The organism is Arthrobacter sp. P1_H7, assembly GCF_056405215.1.
This window is the reverse complement of the sequence record NZ_JBFUCO010000004.1, coordinates 392,111-416,005: the sequence shown is the minus strand read 5'-3', so window position 1 is coordinate 416,005 and position 23,895 is coordinate 392,111. Positions and strand designations below refer to the sequence as shown.

Below are 23,895 nucleotides of genomic sequence, written 5' to 3'. Positions count from 1 at the left end.
GATATTTGGCGAGTCAGTGGGCCGTTTCCGCCGCGCGGAAGCGGCCCTTTGCCCTCCGTGTTTGGCTATTTGGGCCGCGCTGCCAGGGCGGATGCCAGGGCGGTGGCCGAGCCGGGGCTGCTGTCGATCCGCCAGTCTGTTTCCTTGTTGAAGTTGAACCAGACAACTGCTGTGACGTCGGGCTGGGCAGCCAGATAGCTGATCAGTTCCGTGTTCCAGTCGGCTTTGGACCCGCCTTGTTCGGCAGATGACGTCTCTGCCACGAGCACGTGTTTGCCTGGGGCAAGTCGTCTCAGTTCGGACAGGCCCGGGCCGAAGAGCTCCGATGGCCAAAGCCAGCTGCTCCAGGCTGCTGATGTACCCCAGTTGTAACCGTCGAGGGCTACTTCATCCACGTAGGCGGAGCCCGGATACAGGCCGTCGAGCGGGGTTGACCCCCAATACGGAACGTTGGGATTCCAGACCCAGGAGATGTTGGAGGCGCCGGTTGCCGCTACGACGTCATGGACGTGCCGCCACGCCGCAGCGTAGTCGCCGGGTTCGTTGCCGTTGACTCCTTCAGACCAGGGGTACCAGTTTCCGTTCATTTCATGCCCGAAGCGCACCATCACTGGATGTCCCCAGGCCGCCAGCGCCTGGCCCCACTGCCGCAGGTAGGGGTCGAAGTTACCGGCCGTAATGCGGTCCAGGGCATAGGCCGGCTGATCGGTTCCGCCGCCCCAAGCCCATGGCTCCCAGGTCAGCAGGGTTACGGCGCCTCGGCTGCGAACAGCATCCAGCTCCGTGATGGGCGGGCCTTGATTGAAGTCCTTGTAGGACAGAATGACCGACGGCGCCTCCCCGGTGAGGGACGCGGCCCCGTCCAATTCCGCCTGGGCCAGCGGCCCGCCGGGCGTGCCGACGCCGAAGCGCAGCGGCGAGCCGTTGATGACGGGCGGCGCAGGTTCCGCCACCGGCGCGGCCGCGACGACCGTAAAGCCCGTCGACGCCTTGACGGTGCCGGATACGGCTTGGACGTCAAGGACCGGCTGGGACGTCTGCGGGATAACGACGTCGGCGGTGAAGTATCCGGAGGCACTGACCTTGAAGGCGGCGGAACTGGCTCCGGCGCTCACGGTTCCGGAGCCCTTCTTGGGAAAACCGGTGCCGGTGACGGTCACCGCGGTTCCGGCCGGGCCCTTGGCCGGGCTGAGGCTAAGGGACGGGGAGGCGGCCTGGGCGGGTACCGCCGCGAACAACAGGGCCGAGGCCGCCAGGGCAAGTATGCAGGCCAGGCTTCTCAACGGCTTCATCGTGACTCCTGGGCCGGGCCCCGGCGAAGCGGGGCATCCTGACGGGACGCAGCTTGCCTACCGGAAGCCTTAATATCCAGTGTCCGTCAGGACGGTTCCGCTCCGGGGCCAAAAAGAGCAGGAGATCCCGAGGATTGTCCAAGGATTCCGCTCAGTCGTGCAGCGGGGACTTTGACAGGATCCAGGTGTTGGTCCCGTCCTGGCGCTTGAATGTCACGGTGGTGACCAGGGCGCGAATGAGAGCGAGCCCGCGCCCTGATTCAGCCTCGCCGTCCGGCATGGCGGCGTCAGTATCAATGGGGTCGGGGCAGGCGGCATTGAAGGCACTGACCCGGGCCTCCAGCCTGACGGACGTAGCGCTGATGTCCACCCCGAGTTCCACCGGTTTCGTGGATTCGGGAACGGCGTGCTGCACCACATTGCTGGCAGCTTCGATCACGGCCGTGGCGAACGTCATGCGGTCCATGTCCGGGACGAAGGAAGCGTCTTCCCACAGTTTGTCGAGCTCGGTATGCACGGACTCAATGGCCTCCGGAAGTGCCGTCTGGCGGAGCGTCCGCCGGGCGAGAATGTCAGTCATCCCCGAAAGCTTCAGCCGCGGAGGGGTACGAAGTCAGGACTTTGTCCATGCTGGTAAGGCCCAGGACCATTTGAACCTGGGGCTGGACGGCCGCGATCCGAAGGTCGCCGCCGGCTTGCCGGGCGGCCTTGAGGCACCCGATGAGCGCTCCCAGCCCGGACGAGTCCATGAACGCTGTCGCTTCGAGGTTGATCACGATCCGGGCGGAGCCCGAAGCGACAACTTCCGCCACCAGTTCCCGCAGTTTCGGCGCCGACACCATGTTGAGCCGGCCGGCGGCTGTTATCTCGGCGTAGCTGTCTTTCACTTCATAGCTCAGGTCCACGGAGGGCCCTTTCGGTGGAGGTCTCGTTGCTGGTGTCGGGGTCATCGCCGGAACTGCCGGCAGGGTATCCGCGGTACAGGACGGCCCGCACCAGGATGCTCATGACGATCAGGTCAAACACCACCCAGAATACGTTGACGAGTGTGCCGACCGGCTCGGACATTCCGGCAACGAGCCGCCCAATCCCAACAACCGACGCGATGAACAGTACGACCGACACGGCGATCTGTGGGCGGATCAGGCTCCATCGTGGACCTCCGGACTGGCGGTCCTTCGGCGTGACGGCGAAGCCGAGGGGGTGTCCGAACCAGACATTCCGGGCCGCCGTCGTACATGCTTTGATCCAGGTGGGGAACAGGGCGAGGCTGTATTGCTGACCGCGCCAGGTGGGGATGCCCCTGCCGGCAACGGCAAAGAGGAGCTGGTTGACCACCATGAACGGAATGAATCTCAGGAAGAAGTCGGCGCTGAGGCTGGTGACGGGCAGGATCCCGAAGATCAGGTAAATGATCGGCGCGGCGAAATAGACGACGGCGGCGAAGCCGCTGAGGTAGGTCCACATCGTTGCGAAGTACATGAGCCGCTGGCCCAGCTTCAGCCCGCGCTGAAGGAGCGGGTTCTCCCGCAGGAACACCTGGATGGTGCCCTGGGCCCAGCGCAGGCGCTGGGTCAGCATGGTGCCGATGTCTTCGGGTGCCAGCCCGTAGGCCAGGACCTCGTGGTGGTAGACGCTTTGCCATCCCATGGCGTGCATGCGCATGGACGTGGCCATGTCCTCCGTCACGGAGATCGTGGCCAGCGGCATGACCGGCTGAGCCTCGTCGGTCCGTTCGACCGACAACGCGTCCAGCACCGCCTGCACGGACTCGATTGCCCCGAGCGGAGACCAGTCCCGGGCCGCCATGCGCTGCACAGCATCGTCGGTAACCACGGGTACTCCGGCGTCACCGAACTCCACCGGCGACATTGCGGCAATCTCCTCCAGGTCGGCCTGAAGGGCGGACACGTCGGCCAGCACCAGTGCCTGGACGGCCTGGTCCACCCGGCGTCGTGCCCGGTACGTGATTTCGCTGAGCGAGTCGCCGGCGTCGAGCCGGCGGCGGGCCTCTTCGGTTGCCGCTTCGACCTCGTCGAGGGTGCGCTGCATAAGCATGGACTCGCCGGTTGCCGCTTTGCGTGCCTTGCGGATGGCGGCCTGGGATGCGCTGAGGGCGCGCCGGATACTCTTCTCGGTTTCCCTGACGTACCCCAACAGTCCCAGCTGCATGAGGGCCTCCCGGCGGAGGATGGCGTTGGAGCCGCAAAAGAAGGCAGCGTTCCAGCCGTCCTTGCCCTGCTGGATGGGGCCGTAGAACAAGGGCGCCTGGCTGCCCAGGGGATCGTCGGCCGGGACGTTGCTGAAATATTGGGGCGTTTGGACGAGGGCGACTTTGCGGTTGTTGAAGTAGCCCAGCGTCCTGTCCAGAATGTCCGGTTCGGGGATCTGGTCCGCGTCGAGGATGAGCAGGAACTCGCCCTCGGTTTGCATCAGGGCGTTGTTCAGGTTCCCCGCTTTCGCGTGCCGGGGCATCCCGCTCCATTCCGCGCTTCGGGTCACGTACCCCAGTCCGCTCGCCGCGGCCAGTTGCCGGAGCGCGGGCCTGTCACCATCGTCAAGGATCCAGGTGCTGTGCGGGTGCCGGATCTTTTGGGCGGCAAGCGCCGTCGTCATCACCAGCGCCAGCGGCTCGTTGTACGTCGTTATGAAAACGTCAACTGTGGCGTCCGCGGGGGCCGGTGCGGGCGGTGTGCGGGACTTTAGCCGCCAGACTGTCATCCCGAAGAGCAGCACGTCGATCAGGCTGTAGGTCTCGGCGGCGACCAGCGGCACGGCGATCCACCACGCGTCCCAGTTCAGTGACGCGAGCCAGCGCCAGGCCACGTAGTTGACGCCGGCCAGCAACGTCAGGAGCACGAGGAGCCGTACCCCGAAGAGTTGCGCGGCGCTCCCGGAGCGTTGCTGTGGCGCGTCGGCGCCGTCGGGGTCTGGGTAGCGCGGCGTTTCGGTCACACGAGCGTCCTTTCGCGAGGGGTGAGTGGGCGTTGGCCGTCCCGCCGGACGGCGAGGATGGTGACGTCATCGGGATTGGAGGTGCCCTGTGCCCGCCGGTGCACGGAGTCCACGAGGTCTTTCGCGGACTCCGCGGCGACGCCGAGTTTTCCGATCTCGTCGACGGCGGCAAGGGTTCCGTCGTAGAGGTCCAAGACGCCGTCACTGAAGCTGACAATCATGTCTCCCGGGTTCAGCCGGGTCTCGAACGATTCCCACCGGCTGTCCGGAAGCAGGCCCACCGGCATGTTTTCCGAGGAGAGCCTCTCCCAAGTGCCATCTGTCCGGATAACCAGGGTCAAGCCGTGGCCGGCGTCCGAGAACAGGATCCGCCCGTCGGAGGCCCGGAGCCGGGCGTGGAACAGTGTCGCGAACGAGCCGGCCTGGCTCAGGTCGGTGGCAAGGCAGTCCTGCGTCAGTGTCAGCGCCGTCACAGGGTCTTCGCTGTTTTTGGCGCTGCGGATGACGGCGCGGGTGGTCGCGGCAATCATGCCGGCCCCGGCGCCCTTGCCCATGACGTCGCCGAGGGTGAACCCAAGGCCGTCCTCGATCAGGTACCAGTCGAAGAAGTCTCCGCCGACGGCCTTGGAGGGGATGCAGGCCCCGGCAGTCTGGTAACCGGGCAGGGGAGCGGCGTTCTTCGGCAGCAGAAAGCGCTGGATCTGGGCGGCCCGGCTGAGTTCCGCCGTCGCCGCGGCCGCCTGGGCCCGTGCGGAGTGCAGGCGGCGGCGTGCCCGCCGCGCCAGCTCGTTGACCACAAAGGCGCCCAGGACAAAGATGAGCGTGCTGTAGAGCCCGCGGAAAAGTTCGTTCGGGTTCGCATCGATGCTGGAGCCGAGGGCGAACGGGACCATGATCGCCACCGTGGCGCCCACAGCCGCGTAGCCAACATTGTGGCGGCCCTCCCTGGCCGCGAACCAAAGTACCGGCAGCAGGACGATCGAGGCATAGATTGAGTGGCTCTCTCCGGTGCCGTGGCGCAAAGCGCCGGCCGCCAGGAAATCCAGGGACGGTACGATCGCTGCAAATCGTGCCGGACCTGGCTGGGCCGCCGCCGCGGCGTACCCGGTCGCGGCAGCCGTCAGGGCCGCTCCGGCAACCAGGGCACCCCAGTCACTCACCGTGAGGGTCGGGATGGTGCTGCTCATGACCGCGGCCACGATGAAGAACACCAGGAATGGGACCTGCTTCCAGAACGGTGAGAGTTCGTCCACACCCGTCAGGACGGCTTCACGCGTTACAGCCACTGACTCCCCCTTGATCCGCCAAGTGTTGCCCGGCGTTCGTCCCGAAGGCATCCTACCGGGCCTCGGTGCGGCGCACACGGCGGGCGCACTTAGACGGATTCTGGTTCGCGCTGAAGCAGGACCGCCGTGATGTCGTCCAGGATGCCGCGCTTCCCCCGCCGGTCGCACAGTTTCTTCACAGCGGTGTCCGGATGATCCCGGGCCTGGCGGCTGTCCAGGGCTGCGGCGAGACGGCCGAGGTCGCCGCCGTGCAGGTCCAGGAGGCCGTCGGTCGGAATCAGGATGGCATCACCCGGGGCGAGCCTGAACGCGTGCGTGTCCCAGCTTTGACCGGGTATCAGGCCCAGTGGCGGCCCGGTCGGGGACAGGCGTTCAATCGTGTTGTCGGAACGGAGGATGTAGCTCAGTCCCTGGCCGGCGTCGGCATAATGGCCTGTGCCGGTGGCAGGGTCTATTAGCGCATGGAACACCGTCGCATAAGACCCCACACGGGCCAGGGTATCGTCGAGGCTCCCGGCCACGTCCTCGAAGATGCGGGACGGCTCGGCTTCCCAGCCGGTGTGGGCGAAGGCGGACCGAACGGTGCCGGCCACGATGCCCGGACCGATGCCTTTGCCCATGGCGTCGCCGACGGTAATGCGGAATTGGCCGGCCGCTGTCGTGCCGAGCTCGTAGAAGTCACCGCTGAGTCCGGAGGCGGGGTAGAAGCAGGTGCCCAGCGAGTAGCCGGCCGGCGCGGGGGGAGTGGGCGGAAGCAGGGCCCGTTGCACCCTGGCTCCGTTGTCGATGTCCCACGAAAGGTTCATTTCGCGCTGGATGATTTCAGTGAGGTCCTCGAGGATCTTCTGCTGCTCTGCGCTGAATGCCCGGGGCGCCTGGTCGATGATGCAGAACGTTCCGACGTGCGTCCCGCCGGGCCCGGTGAGGGGATGGCCTGCGTAGAACTGGATGTGGGGATTGCCGGTCACGAGCGGGCTCTGCCGGAAGCGTTCGTCGGTGAGGGCGTTCTCCACGATCATGGTTCCCGGGGACTTGATCGCCTCGGTGCAGAACGTGTCACGCCGCTCCGACTCGCGGGCGAGCGGACCGACGAAGGATTTCAGGAACTGCCGGTTCTCGGCGATCAGGGAGATGCTGGCCGCACTGACGCCGAAAAGCCCCTGAGCGAGCCGCGTGATCCGGTCGAAGCGCTCCTCCGAGGGTGTGTCCAGAAGGCCGGTTCTGGAAAGGTCCTCCAGCCGCGCCCACTCCGGGGCTTCAGCTCCACGGAGTCGGGATTCGGATTCGTAGCCCGTGCTTGTCATACGTCCTTCACACATCTGAGGCGATTGAGCCCAACGAGGCTGTCACGGCCGTTTGACGTGGGAGTACGCTGCCCCCGCGGCGGGCTCCCACCCTTCGATCGAGCTCATCGCCAGCCGGCGGGACCTCGGTCAGGCTACCCTACCGTCGATCGGGGCCCGGGGCGTTGTCGCGTCTTAAATGTTCGTTCCCGTGCAGTCCGCAAATACTTTGAACGGTGAAACGCCCGCCCGGGCAAGTCCAGGGCGTTCCTGTCTCACGCGGCGTGGGGGCAGCCGCAGGAGGCCTGTCCCGATGTCTTTGCCGAACGGGCCAAACAGCCGTCGACGACCGGTCTGGTCGCCGATTCGCGCAGAGCCTAGAATCGGGCTGGGCGCACCGCCAAGGCACCGGCCGGACACGCCCCCCGCAGAACCAAGGCCATGTTCCAGCGGTGCCAGTAGAGGAGGCCCGCCATGACGGTCATCAACAGGCCCATGAGTTCGCTGCCGCGGGAACGCGCGTCCCGTGGGGAGTCCTGACCGCCATGGACACCCCGGGAAAACTTGAATCGGAACAAAAGTACGACGCCGGGATCTCCGCGCCGCTGCCGGATCTGCAGGAAATCGAGGGTGTGGACCACGTCGCCGAGCCTGTGACGGATCAGCTTGAGGCTGTGTACTTCGATACGCCGGCCCTGGCCCTCGCGGCACGGCGCATGACCCTGCGGCGCCGCACGGGCGGAGCCGATGAGGGCTGGCACCTCAAGCTTCCCGCCGGAACGGACCAGCGGGAGGAGATCCATGCGCCGCTGGGCCAGCCGGAGACTGTTCCGGAAGAACTGTCCGACCATCTGCAGGTCTTCATCCGGGGCGAGGCACTCGTGCCCGTCGCCCGGCTGAGCACGCGGCGCACCACCTACCGGCTCTATGGGCCTGGCGGTGAGCACCTGGCCGACTTCGCCGACGACCACGTTCGTGCCGAGGCCCTGCGGCCGCCCGGACCCGCCGTAGATTGGCGTGAATGGGAGCTCGAACTCGTCCACGGCACAGCGGGGCTCTTCGAGGCTGCCGCCGCAACCCTGACATCTACCGGAGCCAGCCACTCCGCTTATCCTTCCAAAGTCGCCCGCGCCCTGGGCGATGCCTGGCCGGCCGAGTTCAGTCCCCGGACTCCGAAGCCCCGGAAGAAGGGACCGGCAGTCGACGTCGTGACCGCCTACTTGGACGCGCGGATCGGCGACTTCATCGCCAATGATCCGGGCGTGCGGATGGGGACACCGGATTCCGTCCACAAGATGCGGTCCGCGACCCGCCGGGCGCGGTCCGCCCTGGCCACCTATCGCAAACTCTTCAACCGGTCAGCGGTGCGGGAACTCCAGGCCGAACTGAAGTGGCTGGGCCAGGTTCTGGGTCCGGCCCGCGATGCCGAAGTCATGCTGGAGCGGCTCCGCCAGCACATCCTGGAGCTCCCCGAAGTACAGAGGTCCGGCCTGTTGACCCAGATGATCGAGCAGGAACTGGTCGCAGCCCATGACGCGGGCTACAGAAACGTCCTGAAGACCCTCCGGACCGGCCGCTATTTCCGTCTCCTGGGCGCCCTGGAGGACTTCCGGGACCACCCCCCTGCCAAGCCCCGCGCCTTCCGGCCCGCGCGCAAGGTGACGGCCAAGCTGGTGAACAAGGCCGCACAGCGGGTGGAGCGTGCCCGGAAGGCCGTCAAAGGCTCCGCCGACACGGCCGCACGCGACACGGCGCTGCATGAGGTCCGAAAAGACGCCAAACGCCTGCGCCACGCGGGCGAATCGGTCACGGAGATCCACGGCAAACGCGCCGCCAAACTCACTAAAGCGGCCGGACGGCTCCAGACAGTACTCGGCGACCATCAGGACAGCGTCATGGCGACCGACCTCCTGCACAGACTCGCGGCCACCCCGGACCGGCCCGCCGATACCGACCTCGGCTTCGAGAGCTTGCTGGCGATGGAAGAACGCATTGCCCGCAAGACGGAGACCAAAGCCCGCAAGGCAGGGAAAAAGCTTCGCGGCCTGCGGCTGCGACCCTGATCCGGGATGCGTCGAGCTACCGGACGGACAGCCTGCGGGCCATCGCGGACACTCTGCCGCGATCCTTGCGGTACATGGCGGAGTGATCGAGAAAATCCTCCCGTCCGGTAGCCGCAGCGCGGCCGTCCGTCAGCTCCGCCAGTTCGTCCAGCCTCGCCGCCAGGGTTTGGAACACTTGCCCGTGTCCGAAGCGGACACCATACGCGTCAATGAGGGCATCCAGACGGGACAGCCGCTGCTGCTCGTCCGGGGCCCCGGGGCCGCCGTTCTCTCCCAGCGGCACGAGCCGGTAGGCCAGGTAGGCAAAGTCCCAGATCCGTGGCCCCGGCGAGGCCGTGTCGAAGTCGATGAGCGCGGTCAGCCGCCCGTCGGCAAACACCATGTTGTACGGCGCAGCGTCGTTGTGGCACACGACTTCTGCGGGCTGGTGCGTGGGCAGCTGCCACGTGAGATCCGCCCGGGCCAGTCCGACGGTGGCGTCGTGGATGCGGCGGAGTAGGGCCCCGGCGTCACGCAGAAGGCAAGGTTTCCAAATCCAGTCCGGCAGCGGGTAATGTGCTGCATCGCCGTCGAGGAAGCTGAGGACCTCCCGGCCATGTTCGTCCATGCCCAGTGCCTGGGGGACCTCAGTGATGCCAGCATGCCGAAGCGTTTCGAGGAGCGAATGGACGGCTGGCGTCCACGGTCCTGCGGTCCGGCGCACTGTGTCACCGACCCGCGTGACGAGAGTCGAATTGCCTCCGGCCAGAACCTCTTCCCCATCCATCCGCCCAAATCTACCCGCGTCGACCCCGCCGCAGGCTAGGGGGCAAGGGCCCGCCCCGGCATCACAGGGCCCGGACATCGGCGTCGACTGCGTCACTTTGTGCCCCTTCCGAAGATGGAACCGGGACGGTCTGCCGCCAGCGGGCGCATCCGTGTCAGGATCAGTCATGACCGACCGCCTGATGCTCCTCGACACTGCGTCGCTGTACTTTCGTGCGTTCTACGGCGTGCCCGACACGATCCGCCGCGGGGACGGCACCCCGGTGAATGCCGTTCGCGGGCTGCTCGACATGATCGCACGGCTCACCACCGACTACGGGGCGACGCATCTCGTCGCGTGCTGGGATGATGATTGGCGCCCGCAGTGGCGGGTGGATCTCATCCCGAGCTACAAGTCGCATCGGGTCGCCGAGGCGGTGGCGGGCGCCCCCGATGTGGAGGTGGTGCCGGACGCGCTCGAGGCGCAGATTCCGATGATCCGCCGGGTGCTCGAGCTCGCCGGCATCGCCGTCGTCGGGGCTGCTGACCACGAGGCCGACGACGTCATCGGCACCTATGCCAGCCACGCCGAGCTTCCGGTCGATGTGGTGACAGGCGACCGCGACCTCTTCCAGATCGTCGACGACGCCCGTCAGGTGCGGGTAATCTACACCGCGCGCGGCATGAAGAACCTTGAAGTCCTGACCGACGTCGTCGTCGTCGGCAAGTACAGCGTGTTGCCCGGGCAGTATGCCGACTACGCGACCCTGCGCGGTGACACCTCCGACGGGCTGCCGGGCGTTGCCGGCATCGGCGAGAAAACCGCCGCGTCGCTGCTCGGCGAGTACGGCACGCTCGACGGGCTGCTCGCGGCTGCCGCGGACGCAGGGAGCGGGCTGTCCACCGCCGTGCGGTCGAAGCTCGCCGCGGCGGCCGACTACCTCACGGTCGCGCCCGCCGTCGTGAAGATCGTGCGGGACCTGGAGCTGCCGACGCTCGAGGAGGCGGGCGCGCAGCTGCACCCTGTCCCAGGCGGTTCGCGCGCCGAGCTTGAGCGTCTCGCCACAGAGTGGAACCTCGGCGGCTCGGTCCGGCGGCTCCTGGAGGCGTTCGACCTGCGTCGTTAGGGGGAGTCCCCTGGATTGTGGGGGCAAATGGCCGGGGCGGAAGTGCGATCCGGACCGCACCTCCGCCCTCCGCCGGCCTGTGTTCAGTGTTTCTTGAAGGCGTCCTTGACCTTTTCGCCGGCCTGCTTCAGGTCTGCTTTGAATTGGTGGCTTTTGCCTTCGGCCTTCATCTTCTCGTCACCGGTGGCTTTGCCTGCCGTCTCTTTGCCTTTGCCGTGGAGTTTCTCGGTGGCGTTGTGGATCTTGTCACCCAGGCCCATGATGATCCTCCTTATTTGGTCGCCCCCGCGACGTGAATGCCATGGAGGCCACACTTAATTGTAGGGACAGAACCGTGGAAAGCGGGGGCCATTTGGGGCGGTCCGGGCGCTCCTCGGCTCCAGGACAACAATCGAAATCAGGCGATCACGGGGCCGGAATGCAATTCCCGCCAGGCGGAGATATTCGGGCAGGGACCATTGGCAGGGATGGCTGCGCGCCAGCTGAAGCGGCGGTGTTAGTCGGCAAGGATGCGGTAGAGCGCGCGGCGGGTGTCATCGATTACCGTCATTGCGGCATTGCGTTGTTCCTCGGTTGCCGAGAAGCGGAATTGGTGGATGACTCCCACGAGTTTTCCGACGCTCTGGTGGAACGCAGGTCCGGATCCCTCGGGGTCGGTGTTCCAGGCGTTCCCCAGCTCCTCGGCGTGATCGGCCACGTAGGCCTTGCCGGAATCGGTGAGGGTGAACTCGGTGCGCCGGCCATCGCCTACGGGCGCAATGAGCTCTTCATCAACGAGCTGCTGGAGCGTCGGGTAGACGGACCCCGGGCTCGGCCGCCAGGCTCCCGACGTCTTTTCCGCAATGGTCTTGATCAGCCCGTAGCCGTTGGACGGTGATTCGGCCAAGAGGGAGAGAATCGCCGAACGAACATCGCCCCTGCTGGCCCGCCGTGACCCGCCGGGGCCGAAACCTGGTCCGAAACCCGGGCCGAAACCCGGCCCAAACCCGCGGCCCGGGCCGAAACCGCTGTGTCCGTGGGGTCCGCGGCGGCTCCTGCCGCGCCCGAAGCGTGCCTGGGCGGGACCGCCATCCGTGAATTTGTCGTCATGCATGCCTTTCATAGCGGCATCGACCTTCCAAATCAGGTGAAATCAATGATGGTCGCCGATCATTCGGCGATAATTAACGATATATCGGTGAATATCATCGGTCAAGGGTCGATCCACTTCGGTGTCCGTTGACTCAGGGAGGTTGCCGGCCGCCGTCGGGCACGTCCCGGAGAGAGCAGGTCTTCCGGGACGGCCGCCGTTATCCGTGGCCCGGGCGAGGCGGTGGTCCGGCCGGCGCTGCCCGGTCGAACGTGGGCACCGTTGTCACCGATCCCACGTTCGGGAGTGCGTGGCGGGTGGCGTGGTCGATTTCGTCGTGGACTGTGGCAAGTTCCCCCAGGTCGGTGATCGTGGTCAGGGGAATGGAGACCTCGACGTGAAGCCGGTGGCCGGACCAGCGCAGCCGGGATGTTGCGCCCGCGGGGGCGTGGGCGGTGACAACCGCTGCCAGGCGTTCCGTCAGGTTCGGGTCGACGCCGTCCATGAGCCTGCGCCCGATGTCGCGGATGGTTCCCCAGAGGAGCATGGCGATGGCTGCGGAAATGAGCAGTCCCACGATCGGATCCGCAAGCGGAAATCCGAGCCAGATGCCGATGACTCCGGCGACGACGGCCAGCGACGTGAAGCCGTCGGTGCGGGCGTGAATGCCATCGGCGACGAGTGCGGCGGAACCGATCCGCCGTCCCACGCGGATCCTGTAGATCGCGACAAGTTCGTTGCCGGCAAAGCCCACGAGTCCGGCGGCGAGCACCCAGCCCAGGTTCTGGACGGGCTGGGGTTCAAAGAAGCGGCGGATGGACTCGACGGCGGCCACCACGGCGGAGAGTGCGATCATCGCCACAATGAACAGTCCGGCGAGGTCCTCGGCACGGCCGAATCCGTAGGTGTACGTCCGGGTCGCGCGGCGGCGTCCGAGCAGAAAGGCGATCCACAGCGGTACGGCGGTCAGGGCATCGGAAAAATTGTGGACCGTGTCCGCCAGCAGTGCCACGGAGCCGCTGATGAGGACGATGACCAGCTGGAACAGCGACGTGGCCCCCAGTCCGAGCAGGGAGACCTTGACAGCGCGAATGCCTTGGGAGCTTGTCTCCAGGACTGAGTCGATCGAGTCGGCGGAGTCATGGGAGTGGGGCACGAAGAGCTCCTGCAGCCACCCCTTGAAGCCGGTCGCGTGGACATGACTGTCCGGCCCGTGGTGGTGGTGATGGTCGCCGTCGTGAGCATGTCCGTGCGCGTGCGGGTGGACATCGTGGCCGGGGCGCAGGGGCTGGTTCATGCGCCGGCCTCCCTCTTGAGGCTGTGCGGGGCGGTGCTGTGATGCGGAGCCGTGCCGAGCGTGTGTTCGGCCTGGTGAATGGCGTCGGCCACGAGCTGCCAGGCGTGCCCGTCCTGCAGACGGTAGTAGACTTTGGTGCCCTCCTGGCGGGTGGCGACCATGCGCGCCAGCCGCATCTTGGCCAGGTGCTGGGAAACCGCGGCCGCCGATTTCCCGGCCTTTTCGGCCAGCACGTTGACGGGCAGCTCGCCGTGGCGCAGGGCCAGGATGAGCCTGACCCGGGTGGCATCGGCCAGCATGGCAAAAACCTCCACAGCCAGTTCGACGTACTGGCTGTCCTCGGTGAGCCCCCCCCCCCCCCCCCCCCCCCCCCCCCCCCCCCCCCCCCCCCCCCCCCCCCCGCCCCTCCTAGCGGGTCGAGCCGGGACTTTCGGACGGGCGGGACATGCTACCGCCCGCCGAGGGATACGGCTTGAACATGCTGCTGGGACTGCAGATAGCCGAACAGTTGCCGCAGCCCGAACGACCATTCCGGCAGCTCTTCCGCAGCGCCCACGGGATTGATCAGGGCCCCGAGATGGCTGCTTCTGATCGTCACTCGGTCGCCCATGTGGTGGGTGAATCCCTGCCCCGGCTCGTCGCGGTCCTGGGTCGGGGCGAACAGGGTGCCGGTGAACAGCGCGAACCCGTCCGGGTACTGATGGTGCTTGCCGAACGTCGCCGCCACGAGTTCCTCGAACGGCCGGCTGATCCGGGCCACGGAGTTCCGGCCCTCGAGCGAATAGCCGTCCTGGCCCTCGACCCGCAGCAGGATCTCTTCCTGGCGCAGCGTTTCCAGGCTGAATCCGGCATCGAACAGCCGGATCAGGGGGCCCAAAGCGCTGGACGCGTTATTGTCTTTCGCCTTTCCCAGCAACAGGGCGCTCCGGCCCTCCACATCCCGGAGGTTCACGTCGTTGCCAAGTGTCGCGCCCACAACCTTGCCGGCCGAGGTGACGATCAGCACCAGTTCCGGCTCGGGGTTGTTCCATGCGGAAAAGGACGGGATCCCGATTCCCGCGCCAAGTCCCACCGAGGACAGGACCGGGGCCTTCGTGAAGACCTCGGGGTCCGGTCCGATGCCCACCTCCAGGTACTGCGACCAAAGACCCTCCGCGATCAGGACCTTTTTGGCCTGGGCCGCTGCCGGGGAGCCCGGGCGGATCGCGCCGATGCTGCCGCCGAGGGCGTTGCTCACCAGCTCCCGCACCTCGTTGGCCTTGCTGGCGTCCCCGCCGCAACGCTCCTCGATCACGCGCTCGATCATGCTGTCCACGAAGGTGACGCCGCAGGCTTTAATGACCTGGAGGTCCACCGGCGCCAGGAAGTGGGGCCGCGTTGGGTCCTGCGCCAGGGACGCATCGACCACGTCGGAAGTCTTCCAGCGCGGCGCAACCATCGCGGCGCGGACGTCCGCCACAACATCCGGGCGTTCTAGGAGTTCGGAGACCGTGCCGGCCAGCTGGTGGAGATCGAACACCCCCTCCTCCTGGACCGCGACCACCCGCGGTCCCGAGGTTTCAACGTCCCAGACGCGACCGATCAGCAATGCCTGCGCCGCATCGTCCGGGAGCACGGACGCGCCGCCGATGTTCAGGGGTGAGTTCATCACTGGGCCTCACTCTCAGGAAGTCCCTCGGAGATGACGGGACGCCGCCAGACTCCGTCCACCCGCTGCGGCACGTTCCAGCGGTTGGCGTCCTGCAGCGGTTCGGGCAGCCGCCCCTCCGGGAACGACTGGTAGGCCACGGGCCGGAGGAACCGGCGGATTGCGGCCGTTCCCACCGATGTGGTGGCGGACGTCGTGGCAGGATAGGGTCCGCCGTGGTGCTGGGCGTAGCTGACGGTGACTCCCGTGGGCCAGCCGTTCCAGAGCACCCGGCCACTGATGTCCGTCAACCGTTCGGCGAGGTCGGCGACGTCGTCGCCGGGCTCCGCCTGGAGGGTGGTGGTCAGCTGTCCCTCGAGAAGTTCCGCGATGGCTGGGAGTTCCGACTCGTCGTCGTACTCCACCACCAGGCTGGCCGGTCCGAACATTTCCTGCCGGAGGATCGACGGATCGCTGCGCACGGCAGCTGCCGTCGTGTGAAGCACAGTCGGCGCCGGAGCCTCGGCGAAGTCTCCTTCCACCAGGACATCCACGCCTGCGCTGTTCTGCAGATCGGTCACTGACTGCCGGTATCCGTCGTGCAGCCGGGAGCTCAGCAACTGGGTTGCCGCGAAGTCCGTCAGGGCGCCACCGAGGACCTGCCGGACGAGATCGGTCTGTCCGCGGGGAACAAACAGCAGCCCCGGCTTGGTGCAGAACTGGCCCATTCCCATCGTGAATGAGCCGGCGTAGCCGCTGAGGATTTCCTCGCGCCGGGACCCCCAGGCACTCTCGGTGACGAAAACGGCATTGATGCCGCCCAGTTCGCCGAAGAACGGAATGGGTTCGGGCCGGGCCGCGGCACGGTTGAACAGGGCACGTCCTCCCGCCGTCGAGCCCGTAAACCCGATGGCCTTGACCGCCGGGTGGTCCACCAGGGCCTCCGCCGCGGGTCTGCCGGTGACGAGCGAGAAAAGGCCTGACGGTGCTCCAGCCGCGTCGAGTGCGGCGATCACCGTCTCGGCCGTGCGAACCGCAAGGTTCAGGTGTCCGTCGTGTGCCTTGTGCACGACGGCGCAGCCGGCGGCCAGGGCCGAGGCGCTGTCGCCGCCCATGACGCTGAAGGCGAAGGGGAAGTTGGACGCCCCGAAAACCCCCACGACGCCGATCGGCACGTTGAGCCGGCGCAGGTCCGGTCGCGGCCCCATGCCCCAGTCCGGGTCTGCGTGGTCGATGGTGGCGTCGAGGTGCTCGCCCTGGCGGATTTCCGCCGCGAAGAGCCTGAGCTGGAAGACGGCGCGTTTCAATTCGCCCCGGAGCCGGGCCTCGCCCAGATGCGATTCCTGGTGGGCGATTTCCACCAGCGAATCCGCATCAGTTTCCAGGCCGGCGGCTGCCGCCTCCAGCCATGACGCGCGGGTGTGGGGATCGGCCGCGCGGCCCTTTTCGAACGCGGCCTGGGCCGCGTCGATGCACGCATTGAGGTCCTCAACCGTGGTTGTCATCGGACCGCCCCGGCTTCGGTCAGGGACGCGCCCGTGACGGCGGCGCGGCTTCCCACTTCCACCCACCCTGCTCCGGCGGGGAACTCCCAGCGGGAGCGGGAGGCACTGAACATTTCGGCGCCGGTGCCCGGCAGTTCCGGGGCGGCGTACCGGCCGTTGATGATGCGGACCGGCTCGGCGAAGTGCTCGTGAAGGTGGTCCACGTATTCGATCATCCGTCCTTCCTGGGTTCCGGTGATGGCCGCGTAGTCGAAGAACGAGAAGTGCTGGACGAGTTCGCACAGTCCCACACCGCCGGCGTGCGGGCAGACCGGCACGTCGAAGCGGGCGGCGAGCAGGAGGTTGGCGATGTTCTCGTTCACGCCTCCCACCCGCGTGGAATCCAGCTGGAGGACGTCAATGGCCCCGGCCTGCAGCAGCTGCTTGAAGACGATGCGGCTCGCCACGGCCTCGCCGGTGGCGACCCGCACGGGTGCAACACCCTTCCGGATCTCGGCATGGCCCAGAATGTCGTCCGTGCTCGTGGGCTCCTCGATCCAGTAGGGGTTGAACTCTGCGAGCTGGTTGACCCATTCGATGGCCTCGGAAACTTCCCACCGCTGGTTGGCGTCGATCGCGATCGGGAGATCGCCGACGGCCTCCCGGGCCAGGGCCATGCGGCGGCGGTCATCGTTGAGGTTGCCGCCCACCTTCAGCTTGATCATGGAGAAACCGTCGGCGGCTGCCTTCTTGCTCAACCTGACGAGTTTCTCGTCGCTGTAGCCGAGCCACCCGGGCGACGTGGTGTACGCGGGATATCCCTCCACTTTCAGGGCCGCGATCCGGGCAGCTTTTCCGTCTTCGCCGGCCCGCAGGATGTCCAGCGCCTGCTCCGGGCTCAGGGCGTCGCGAATATGCGTGAAATCGACGACGTCGACAATTTCCTCGGCAGGCATCTCGCTGAGGAGGAGCCACAGGGGCTTGTTTTCGCGCCGGGCGCGGATGTCCCAGAGGGCGCTGACGAGCGCACCGCAGGCCATTTGTGTGACGCCCTTTTCCGGGCCGAGCCAGCGCAGCTGGGAATCGTGGATGAGGCGCTTTGATGCGCCGCCGAGGTCGTAGATCAGTTCGTCGATGTCCCGGCCGACGAGCAGGCGGGCGTAGGCGTCGATGGCATGCGTGAGGATTTCGTTGCCGCGTCCGCAGCTGAACACAAAGCCGTGGCCCTCGTCCCCCGCATCGGTGCGGATGACGACATAGGCGGCGGAGTAGTCGGGGTCAACGTTGACCGCGTCGGAGCCATCGAGTTCCAGCGACGTGGGGAAGCGTACGTCCTGGGTGTGGATGGAGATGATGGAAGGCATGGATATCTTCTCTCAGGTCAGTTCAATGAGTGGACACGATTCCTATATGAATTTCGATAATCATATAGGAAACGTGATCCAGATCAAGTGTTCCGGAGAGAAAAGAAGCCCCGGCCAAGAGGCCGGGGCTTACCTTCAGCCGACGATGTGCGGCTTTGGTGGTCCGCTGTCCTCCAGCGGCGAGAGGGCCGTGTTGTCCTCGAAGGCCTGGGCAAAACGGGTGAAGGAGTTTCTGATGTGCTCGGCCATGGCCTCCTCGGCGCGTTCCGGTTGGCATGTCCGGATGGCCTCCCGCACGGCCGAGTGCTCGGTCACGGTGATGGCGCCGTCGACGTCTGCGGGGTAGAGGCGGAACGTGTGCAGATGGCAGTGGGTTTGCGCGAAGGCGTGCCGCACAACCGGGTTTCCAGCCGCCGCGAGGATGGTGTCATGAAAGCGGGTGTCATGGGCCACGAGGTCCTGCCGAAGGTCGCCGCTGTTCTGCATCCTGTCCCGGAACGCCGACAGCTCCTTTTCCAGGGCTGCGGCCGGATTGGCGAGCCGGTCCACGGCGGCGGACCGGGCCGCCCACGGCTCGACCAGGAGCCGGAATTCAAAAAGGGAGCGAAGCTCGGCCAGGTCCAGCAGGGGCGTGGTGCTGTAACCGCGCCCCGGCGTGTAGACCACCAGGTTGTCGCCCTCCAATCGTTGGAGCACTTCCCGGACCGGAGTCTGGGAGACGCCCATGCTGCGGGCAACGGCATCGATGTTGATCCGCGTGCCGGGTTCGATTTCGCCCGTGAGGATGGAGGCGCGCATGGCCGAGTAGACATCACTCACGGCTGCCTTGCCTCTGGTTGGATCGGACGATTGACGTGGGGGCACGCGGTTACCTCTTTGTGTGGGGTGGTGGGAGTCGCTGTGGGAATCATAAGCCACAGGGCGTCAGGGGGTGGTCTGAAAGTTTTTCCGGCGGGGGACTTGTCGTGGATCACATTCTCTATATGATTAACCAGATTCCTATATGATTTTGGCGCTGGCACTCTTGGCGTCTGACCCTCCCGGTGCCCAGGCACCCGAAGCCATGTTTATGTCAAAGGAGACCGCATGACTGCGCTCGGCAGTAAGCTCGCCCCCAAGTCATCCCTCAATTCGCCCCGCACCATGACCCGCAAACGCTGGATGATCATTTGGCTCGCCTTCATCGGGCTGAGCATCAACTATCTGGACCGGTCCAGCCTCAGCGTGGCCTTGCCGTTCATGGGCAAAGACTTTGAACTCTCGGCAACCCAACAGGGACTCATCTTCGCCGCCTTCTTTTGGGCCTACGACTTCTGCCAACTGGCAGCCGGCTGGTACGTCGACAAGGTGGGGCCGCGGAAGTCGTTCTCCCTTGCAGCGGTTTGGTGGTCCGTCTTCACCATGATCACCGCCATGTCCACGAGCTTTTGGTCCCTTTTCGCCGCCCGGTTCCTGTTGGGCGTGGGTGAAAGCCCGGCGCCGAGCACCGCGGCCAAGGTGGTGGCCACCTGGTTCCCGGTCCGCGAGCGGGCCTTTGCGACCAGCATCTGGGATTCGGGCTCCCGTGTGGGTGCGGTCATCGCCCTGCCCATCGTCACTTTGATCGTGGCGTTCACCTCGTGGCACGCGGTCTTCATCATCATCGGCATTGCCGGCCTCGTCTGGGCCGCCGTGTGGTGGAAGACGTACCGCAGCCCCGCGGAACACCCGACTGCCAATGCCGCCGAGGTGTCCTACATCCAGGAAGGTGGTGCCCGGAGCGAGGCGAACGACGACGCCGGCGCAGCGAAGCTGCCGTGGCGGTCACTCTTCAAGTACCGCACCATACTCAGCATGATGTTCGGCTTTTTCTGCCTGAACGCCGCTATCTACTTCTTCATCACGTTCTTTCCGAGCTACCTCGTGAAGGAGCGCGGGTTCGACCTGCTCAAGCTCGGGTTCTTTGGTGCCATCCCGGGCATCTGTGCCGTGGCCTTCGGCTGGCTGGCCGGCTATGTCGCCGACCGTGCGGTACAGCGCGGCGTCTCGGTGACCCGGGTCCGCAAGACCGCCATCGCCGGTGGCCTGATCGGCGGTTCGGTCATCATGTTCGCTGCCGTGGTGCCGGAGGCATGGATGGCCCTGGCGCTTCTTTCAGTAGCGTATTCCAGCCTCACTGTCGCCGCCACCGGCATCTGGTCCCTGCCGGCCGACGTCGCCCCGAGCTCCCGGCACGTAGGATCCATTGGCGGACTCCAGAACTTTGCCTCCAACCTGGCCGGCATCTTCACACCGATCCTGATCGGCGTCCTGGTGGATCAGACGGGATCCTTCGTGGCGCCGCTCGCGGTCATTGGAATCGTTTCACTGATCGGGGCCGCGAATTACCTGTTCGTCCTTGGCAAGATCGAGCCCCTGAAGGTCCCGGCAGCAGTCTCGGTGTAGGTAACTTGGGGCCGCCACTCAGTGTTTCGGGTGGCGGCCCGTCCGACGTCGGGCAGTTGGCTGGCACGGTAGCGGACGCTGGTGAACCCCGATGCTATTTCGGCTTGAACGTTAGGACTCGACCGGTGCGTCCGGATGCCGAAGACTCAACTGCCCGGCGTGAAAGTCGAAATGAAGGGAGGGGTACGCGTAAACGTCGTTGAGCGTCATCCGCGGCGTGAAGAAAGGGTCCCACCTGTCGGGGAACGGCATCGACCTCGCGAGGGATTGGGAGCTCTCGAGTTCGAGCCGGCGGGACAGTGCAGTGATGGTTTTGTCCAGTTTCCGGCCCATCCGGCGCCTGTTGTAGACCCGGGCGGCGGCCCGGGAACCCCAGTAATTCACCACATCAAACGGACCGGTGCCCGCGTTGAGGACGGCAGCGAATGCCCGGCCAACCGGGCGGGGGAGCCGGCTGACGACGTGGACGAGCGGAAGCAGGGCACGGACCACCATGTAGCCGAAGACCATGTGGAAGAGCAGCTCCTCGTTGGTCCAGCGGGTCCCGTCGCTTCTGCGGTCGAGATCCTTGGGCGCAGCGTTCTGCAGCACGGCGTCGAGGTGACGGCGGGCGTGGCTGTACCCGGCCAGGATCTCTTCCCTCATCGGCTCCACGATGTGCCCTTCGTCGTCTCTCGTCGTCAGCCGGCAGCGGCCATGAAATGGTCCGCATTCATGGACGCGTGCCTTCATTATGTCCCGCGTCGATCAGCCGCAGGCGCAGAGGATCTCTCAGCCGATCGCGGAAGGCCTGAGCTTCCGCACGCTTCCGGCGGCAGCGAGAACGGCGGCCGTGGCGGCTGAAGCGGTCATGGCGTACGCCATGCCCGCGTAAGTGCCGAGCCAGGCTGCCAGCAGTGGACCCGCGGCCGGGGCGACGGCCGTAACAGCAGTGAGCGGTGCCACGAACAGTCCCTGCAAAGTGCCAAGTCTCTGGGTTCCCCAGCGGTCAGCCACGATGGTGGCCTGCAGCAGTGTCTGGCACCCGCGGACCGCGCCGGCGAGCATTCCCGCCGCGATCAGCGCCGGCATCGGGCCGGGCAGTGCAGCGAGCAGGAAGACGGCGCAGGCCGCCGTTCCGGTGATGACCTGCAGCCGGGCGCCGGCCGGGATGGCCGCGAACAGTAGCCGGCCGCCGACCTGGCCGGCGCCCACGAGACCGAGACCGAGCGCGGCCGTGGCATAGTCGGCGCCTTTCTCTACGAGCAGCGGAATGATGTTCAGCGTCACGGTGTAGAGCCCAAGGCAGAGCAACACCATCAGCGCCTGCAGGCCCAGGAATTCCGGACTGAGCCGCACGCCCCGCACCATCACCCGTTGGTCCGTGGCGGGGATTCCGGGGGCGGCCGTGGCCCAGTTCCGGTTCAGGTATCGGGCGTGCAGCGGCACGGTGATGATTCCCATGATCCCGGCGAGGATGATGAAGGCGCCTCGCCAGCCGAACGCGGATGTCAGGGCAGCGGTGAGCGGGGCAAAAATGGTGGATGCGAACCCGGCGACAAGGGTCAGGACTGTCAGGGGCCGTACCCGGGCGCGTCCGTACCAGCGGCTGATCACCGTAAAGGCCGGCTGATACAGCACCGCGGCCTGCGCGGTCCCGGCGACGAGCCAGGCCGCAAAGAACACTGGCAGATTGGGTGCCAGTCCCACCACGACCAGGGCCAGCACTCCGAGCAGGGATCCGGCGATCATCAGCCCACGCGGCCCGGTCCTGTCCAGCATCCTGCCGACGGCGATCCCGGCCAGCGCGGAGACCAGCAGGCCGGCGGAAAAGGCTCCCGTCACGAGCGCCGGGTCCCAGCCGGTGTCCTCGCTGATGGGCCGGACTGCCGCGATCAACGAGTAGTAGAGCACGCCCCAGCCGGTGGTCTGGGTGATGCACAACGCGGCGAGGCCGCCGCGCGGTGCACCCTCCGCGACCAATGTCCTCGATATCGCCGGGGCGGGCACGGCTAGTCCCCGGTGAGCTCCGCATGCAGCTTCCGGACCCGGGCCCTGATGTCGTCCCGGACCAGGCGCATGCGCTCCAGGCCTTCGATGCCGCGTTCGGAGGGCTCGTCCGTATCCCAGACCTCGAGCCGCTTGCCCTCGCGGGGTTCGAGCTTGGCTTCGTTGCCCAGGACGATGACGACATCGACCGCGTCCAGGACCTCGTCGGTGACGGGTTTCGGGTGTTCGCCGGTGATGTCGATGCCGAGCTCTGCCAGGGAGTCCACGGACTGGGGGTTCAGCGATTCAGCGGGTTTGGTCCCGGCAGAGTGCACCGTGACGGTCCCGTTGGCGAGCTGGTTCATCAGTCCGGCGGCGAGCTGCGATTTTCCGCCGTTCTTGCTGCAGACGAACAGGACGCTGGGTGTTTTCGTGGTCTCGGTCATGCGTTCGATTCTTCCTTATCGGCGCTCGGGCTGCTGAGCTGATGCTGCCAGTGGGTCTTCGCCGGAGCGGCCGTGGGACAGGCCGGTGGGGAAGCCGACGAGCACCGGCTCGGGAGCGGCGCAGCACGAGGGCTCTGATGCGACGGCGACGGCCGCCGGAACGTCGCAGCTGGTGCCGGCGTCGGAGGAGCAGACGCCAGTCTCCGGGAGTTCCAGCTGGACGGTGTCCGCGGCCTCGCGGTCACCGGCCAGGGCGGCCGCGACGGAACGGACCTGCTCGTAACCGGTGGCCAACAGGAAGGTCGGCGCCCGGCCGTAGGACTTCATGCCGACGATGTAGAAGTCCTTTTCCGGGTGGGCCAGCAGTGCTGCGCCGTGCGGGGGGACGGTGCCGCAGGAGTGGAACTCCGGGTCGATGAGCGGACCGAGTTCGGTGGGTGCTTCGACGGCGGGGTCCAGGTTCAGCCGGAGTTCACGCAGGATGTCCAGGTCCGGGCGGAAACCGGTGCAGGGAACGACGACGTCGGCCTCGAGGGTCCGGCCGTCAACGGACTCGACGGTCACGTGCGAGGCGAGGGACTTCAGCGAGCCAATGCCGAAGCCGGTGTGCAGTTCGATGGTCCCGGCCTCGACGAGGCGGCGCAGGCGGGCCCCGAGCTGGCCGCGGGCGGGCAGCCCGTCGGCGTCGCCGCCGCCGTAGACCTTCTCGGCGGACGCGCCGCGGACCGCCCAGAGGATCCGGGTGCCCGGTTCGACCTTGGCCAGGTCCGCGAGGCTGATCAGGGTGTTGGCGGCGGAGTGGCCGGCGCCGACGACCAGGACACGGCGGCCGGCGAAAGCGCCACGGTCACGGCCCGTGACGTCAGGGAGCGGCGAGGAGATCCGGTCCGCGGCGGAGTCTTCGCCGATGGCGGGAAGCCCGGAGGTCCCCAGCGGGTTGCGAGTGGACCAGGTGCCGGAGGCGTCAATGACCCCGGCCACGGTGTGGTCGCGGATTTCGCCGTCCTCGTGCTCAACCCGGACCACGAACGGTGTGCTCTCGCGGTCACGGGTGTGGGTCTTGTCCATGCCGGCGCGGGTCGCGGCGATGACCCTGGCTCCGGTCTGCAGACGCGAGGCGATCTCGGGAAGGGCAGCCAGCGGTGTCAGGTAGTCGTCGATCAGTTCCCCGCCGTAGGGCAGGGCCGTCGGCCGAGGCGACTCCCAGCCGTCGGCTTCGAGCAGGCGGACGGCGGCGGCATCGACGTTGAACCGCCACGGCGAGAACAGCCGGATGTGGCGCCACTGCTCGATCGCGGCGCCCGCGGACGGGCCGGCTTCGAAGATCAGCGGTTCGAGTCCGCGTTCGATCAGGTGGGCCGCGGCGGCCAGGCCCACGGGGCCGGCGCCGATCACGGCAACGGGAAGGTTCTTCGCTGAATCCATGTTTGTCCTCTTTCTTATCAGTGAGTGGTTCGGGCCGGTCC

22 protein-coding genes are annotated in these 23,895 nt (G+C 66.7%); 3 read left to right on the top strand and 19 right to left on the bottom strand.

The window, feature by feature from the left end:
- Nucleotides 1-65 precede the first annotated feature (65 nt).
- The 6 genes from AC1DXI_RS05665 to AC1DXI_RS05640 form a co-directional block, all read right to left on the bottom strand.
- Nucleotides 66-1,292 carry a glycosyl hydrolase gene (locus tag AC1DXI_RS05665; RefSeq protein WP_476937800.1) on the bottom strand — a complete coding sequence of 409 codons (1,227 nt, stop codon included), beginning with the start codon at nucleotides 1,290-1,292 and terminating at the stop codon, nucleotides 66-68.
- Nucleotides 1,293-1,443: 151 nt separating this feature from the next.
- Nucleotides 1,444-1,872 carry an ATP-binding protein gene (locus AC1DXI_RS05660; protein ID WP_476937799.1) on the bottom strand — a complete coding sequence of 143 codons (429 nt, stop codon included), beginning with the start codon at nucleotides 1,870-1,872 and terminating at the stop codon, nucleotides 1,444-1,446.
- Nucleotides 1,865-2,197, bottom strand: coding sequence for an STAS domain-containing protein (locus AC1DXI_RS05655; RefSeq protein ID WP_370116945.1), 333 nt, complete (start codon nucleotides 2,195-2,197; stop codon nucleotides 1,865-1,867). Before AC1DXI_RS05655 ends, AC1DXI_RS05660 begins: the two co-directional genes overlap by 8 nt.
- Nucleotides 2,181-4,151, bottom strand: a complete 1,971-nt coding sequence (locus AC1DXI_RS05650) for a glycosyltransferase family 2 protein (RefSeq protein ID WP_476937912.1) — start codon at nucleotides 4,149-4,151, stop codon at nucleotides 2,181-2,183. Before AC1DXI_RS05650 ends, AC1DXI_RS05655 begins: the two co-directional genes overlap by 17 nt.
- 92 nt (nucleotides 4,152-4,243) lie before the next feature.
- Entirely contained in the window at nucleotides 4,244-5,533 is a 1,290-nt protein-coding gene (locus AC1DXI_RS05645; RefSeq protein ID WP_476937798.1) for a PP2C family protein-serine/threonine phosphatase, read from the bottom strand.
- An 89-nt stretch (nucleotides 5,534-5,622) separates the two neighbouring features.
- A complete protein-coding gene (locus AC1DXI_RS05640; RefSeq protein ID WP_476937797.1) occupies nucleotides 5,623-6,837 on the bottom strand; it encodes a PP2C family protein-serine/threonine phosphatase in 1,215 nt (404 codons plus the stop codon).
- A 431-nt stretch (nucleotides 6,838-7,268) separates the two neighbouring features.
- On the opposite strand from AC1DXI_RS05640, the gene AC1DXI_RS05635 reads away from it, so the two are divergent.
- Entirely contained in the window at nucleotides 7,269-8,879 is a 1,611-nt protein-coding gene (locus tag AC1DXI_RS05635; RefSeq protein WP_476937796.1) for a CYTH and CHAD domain-containing protein, read from the top strand.
- A gap of 16 nt (nucleotides 8,880-8,895) precedes the next feature.
- On the opposite strand, the gene AC1DXI_RS05630 is transcribed toward AC1DXI_RS05635, so the two are convergent.
- Complete coding sequence (locus tag AC1DXI_RS05630) at nucleotides 8,896-9,486, bottom strand: phosphotransferase (protein WP_476937795.1); 591 nt, start codon at nucleotides 9,484-9,486, stop codon at nucleotides 8,896-8,898.
- 325 nt (nucleotides 9,487-9,811) lie between these two features.
- Between AC1DXI_RS05630 and AC1DXI_RS05625 the strand changes: the two genes are divergently transcribed.
- Nucleotides 9,812-10,750, top strand: coding sequence for a 5'-3' exonuclease (locus AC1DXI_RS05625; protein ID WP_476937794.1), 939 nt, complete (start codon nucleotides 9,812-9,814; stop codon nucleotides 10,748-10,750).
- An 83-nt stretch (nucleotides 10,751-10,833) separates the two neighbouring features.
- Here the strand turns inward: AC1DXI_RS05625 and AC1DXI_RS05620 are convergent, their stop codons facing one another.
- The 8 genes from AC1DXI_RS05620 to AC1DXI_RS05585 form a co-directional block, all read right to left on the bottom strand.
- The gene (locus tag AC1DXI_RS05620) at nucleotides 10,834-11,010 is read right to left on the bottom strand and encodes a CsbD family protein (RefSeq protein WP_476937793.1); all 177 of its coding nucleotides are present in this window, start codon (nucleotides 11,008-11,010) and stop codon (nucleotides 10,834-10,836) included.
- A gap of 236 nt (nucleotides 11,011-11,246) precedes the next feature.
- Nucleotides 11,247-11,852: a PadR family transcriptional regulator gene (locus tag AC1DXI_RS05615; protein WP_476937792.1), complete on the bottom strand. Its 606-nt coding sequence runs from the start codon at nucleotides 11,850-11,852 to the stop codon at nucleotides 11,247-11,249.
- A 187-nt stretch (nucleotides 11,853-12,039) separates the two neighbouring features.
- Nucleotides 12,040-13,116, bottom strand: a complete 1,077-nt coding sequence (locus tag AC1DXI_RS05610; RefSeq protein WP_476937791.1) for a cation diffusion facilitator family transporter — start codon at nucleotides 13,114-13,116, stop codon at nucleotides 12,040-12,042.
- Nucleotides 13,113-13,415 (bottom strand): ArsR/SmtB family transcription factor, encoded by a 303-nt coding sequence (locus AC1DXI_RS05605; protein WP_476937790.1) that lies wholly within the window; start codon nucleotides 13,413-13,415, stop codon nucleotides 13,113-13,115. The genes AC1DXI_RS05610 and AC1DXI_RS05605 overlap by 4 nt, the downstream gene beginning before the upstream one ends.
- A gap of 149 nt (nucleotides 13,416-13,564) precedes the next feature.
- Nucleotides 13,565-14,764: a fumarylacetoacetate hydrolase family protein gene (locus AC1DXI_RS05600; protein WP_476937789.1), complete on the bottom strand. Its 1,200-nt coding sequence runs from the start codon at nucleotides 14,762-14,764 to the stop codon at nucleotides 13,565-13,567.
- Nucleotides 14,764-16,248, bottom strand: a complete 1,485-nt coding sequence (locus AC1DXI_RS05595) for an aldehyde dehydrogenase (NADP(+)) (protein WP_476937788.1) — start codon at nucleotides 16,246-16,248, stop codon at nucleotides 14,764-14,766. The genes AC1DXI_RS05600 and AC1DXI_RS05595 overlap by 1 nt, the downstream gene beginning before the upstream one ends.
- On the bottom strand, nucleotides 16,245-17,591 hold the full coding sequence (locus tag AC1DXI_RS05590; RefSeq protein ID WP_476937787.1) for an L-fuconate dehydratase: 1,347 nt from the start codon (nucleotides 17,589-17,591) through the stop codon (nucleotides 16,245-16,247). Before AC1DXI_RS05590 ends, AC1DXI_RS05595 begins: the two co-directional genes overlap by 4 nt.
- A 135-nt stretch (nucleotides 17,592-17,726) precedes the next feature.
- Nucleotides 17,727-18,410, bottom strand: a complete 684-nt coding sequence (locus AC1DXI_RS05585) for a GntR family transcriptional regulator (RefSeq protein WP_476937786.1) — start codon at nucleotides 18,408-18,410, stop codon at nucleotides 17,727-17,729.
- A 267-nt stretch (nucleotides 18,411-18,677) separates the two neighbouring features.
- Here AC1DXI_RS05585 and AC1DXI_RS05580 point away from each other — a divergent pair, with 267 nt between their 5' ends.
- Entirely contained in the window at nucleotides 18,678-20,015 is a 1,338-nt protein-coding gene (locus AC1DXI_RS05580; protein ID WP_476937785.1) for an MFS transporter, read from the top strand.
- A 111-nt stretch (nucleotides 20,016-20,126) separates the two neighbouring features.
- Here the strand turns inward: AC1DXI_RS05580 and AC1DXI_RS05575 are convergent, their stop codons facing one another.
- The 4 genes from AC1DXI_RS05575 to AC1DXI_RS05560 all read right to left on the bottom strand — a co-directional run bounded on the left by AC1DXI_RS05575 (nucleotide 20,127) and on the right by AC1DXI_RS05560 (nucleotide 23,854).
- Nucleotides 20,127-20,660 (bottom strand): DinB family protein, encoded by a 534-nt coding sequence (locus AC1DXI_RS05575; protein ID WP_476937784.1) that lies wholly within the window; start codon nucleotides 20,658-20,660, stop codon nucleotides 20,127-20,129.
- A gap of 126 nt (nucleotides 20,661-20,786) precedes the next feature.
- Nucleotides 20,787-21,977, bottom strand: coding sequence for an MFS transporter (locus tag AC1DXI_RS05570; protein ID WP_476937783.1), 1,191 nt, complete (start codon nucleotides 21,975-21,977; stop codon nucleotides 20,787-20,789).
- A 29-nt stretch (nucleotides 21,978-22,006) separates the two neighbouring features.
- Nucleotides 22,007-22,429 (bottom strand): arsenate-mycothiol transferase ArsC, encoded by a 423-nt coding sequence (locus tag AC1DXI_RS05565; RefSeq protein ID WP_476937782.1) that lies wholly within the window; start codon nucleotides 22,427-22,429, stop codon nucleotides 22,007-22,009.
- A 15-nt stretch (nucleotides 22,430-22,444) separates the two neighbouring features.
- Complete coding sequence (locus tag AC1DXI_RS05560) at nucleotides 22,445-23,854, bottom strand: FAD-dependent oxidoreductase (protein ID WP_476937781.1); 1,410 nt, start codon at nucleotides 23,852-23,854, stop codon at nucleotides 22,445-22,447.
- Nucleotides 23,855-23,895 lie beyond the last annotated feature (41 nt).

Excerpts from the sequence above, each read along its gene's own strand:
- AC1DXI_RS05665 (WP_476937800.1), bottom strand. The coding sequence starts at position 1,292 with ATGAAGCCGTTGAGAAGCCTGGCCTGCATACTTGCCCTGGCGGCCTCG.
- AC1DXI_RS05660 (WP_476937799.1), bottom strand. The coding sequence starts at position 1,872 with ATGACTGACATTCTCGCCCGGCGGACGCTCCGCCAGACGGCACTTCCG.
- AC1DXI_RS05640 (WP_476937797.1), bottom strand. The coding sequence starts at position 6,837 with ATGACAAGCACGGGCTACGAATCCGAATCCCGACTCCGTGGAGCTGAA.
- AC1DXI_RS05630 (WP_476937795.1), bottom strand. The coding sequence starts at position 9,486 with ATGGACGAACATGGCCGGGAGGTCCTCAGCTTCCTCGACGGCGATGCA.
- AC1DXI_RS05625 (WP_476937794.1), top strand. The coding sequence starts at position 9,812 with ATGACCGACCGCCTGATGCTCCTCGACACTGCGTCGCTGTACTTTCGT.
- AC1DXI_RS05620 (WP_476937793.1), bottom strand. The coding sequence starts at position 11,010 with ATGGGCCTGGGTGACAAGATCCACAACGCCACCGAGAAACTCCACGGC.
- AC1DXI_RS05615 (WP_476937792.1), bottom strand. The coding sequence starts at position 11,852 with ATGAAAGGCATGCATGACGACAAATTCACGGATGGCGGTCCCGCCCAG.
- AC1DXI_RS05610 (WP_476937791.1), bottom strand. The coding sequence starts at position 13,116 with ATGAACCAGCCCCTGCGCCCCGGCCACGATGTCCACCCGCACGCGCAC.
- AC1DXI_RS05605 (WP_476937790.1), bottom strand. The coding sequence starts at position 13,415 with ATGCTGGCCGATGCCACCCGGGTCAGGCTCATCCTGGCCCTGCGCCAC.
- AC1DXI_RS05600 (WP_476937789.1), bottom strand. The coding sequence starts at position 14,764 with ATGAACTCACCCCTGAACATCGGCGGCGCGTCCGTGCTCCCGGACGAT.
- AC1DXI_RS05595 (WP_476937788.1), bottom strand. The coding sequence starts at position 16,248 with ATGACAACCACGGTTGAGGACCTCAATGCGTGCATCGACGCGGCCCAG.
- AC1DXI_RS05590 (WP_476937787.1), bottom strand. The coding sequence starts at position 17,591 with ATGCCTTCCATCATCTCCATCCACACCCAGGACGTACGCTTCCCCACG.
- AC1DXI_RS05580 (WP_476937785.1), top strand. The coding sequence starts at position 18,678 with ATGACTGCGCTCGGCAGTAAGCTCGCCCCCAAGTCATCCCTCAATTCG.
- AC1DXI_RS05575 (WP_476937784.1), bottom strand. The coding sequence starts at position 20,660 with ATGAGGGAAGAGATCCTGGCCGGGTACAGCCACGCCCGCCGTCACCTC.
- AC1DXI_RS05565 (WP_476937782.1), bottom strand. The coding sequence starts at position 22,429 with ATGACCGAGACCACGAAAACACCCAGCGTCCTGTTCGTCTGCAGCAAG.
- AC1DXI_RS05560 (WP_476937781.1), bottom strand. The coding sequence starts at position 23,854 with ATGGATTCAGCGAAGAACCTTCCCGTTGCCGTGATCGGCGCCGGCCCC.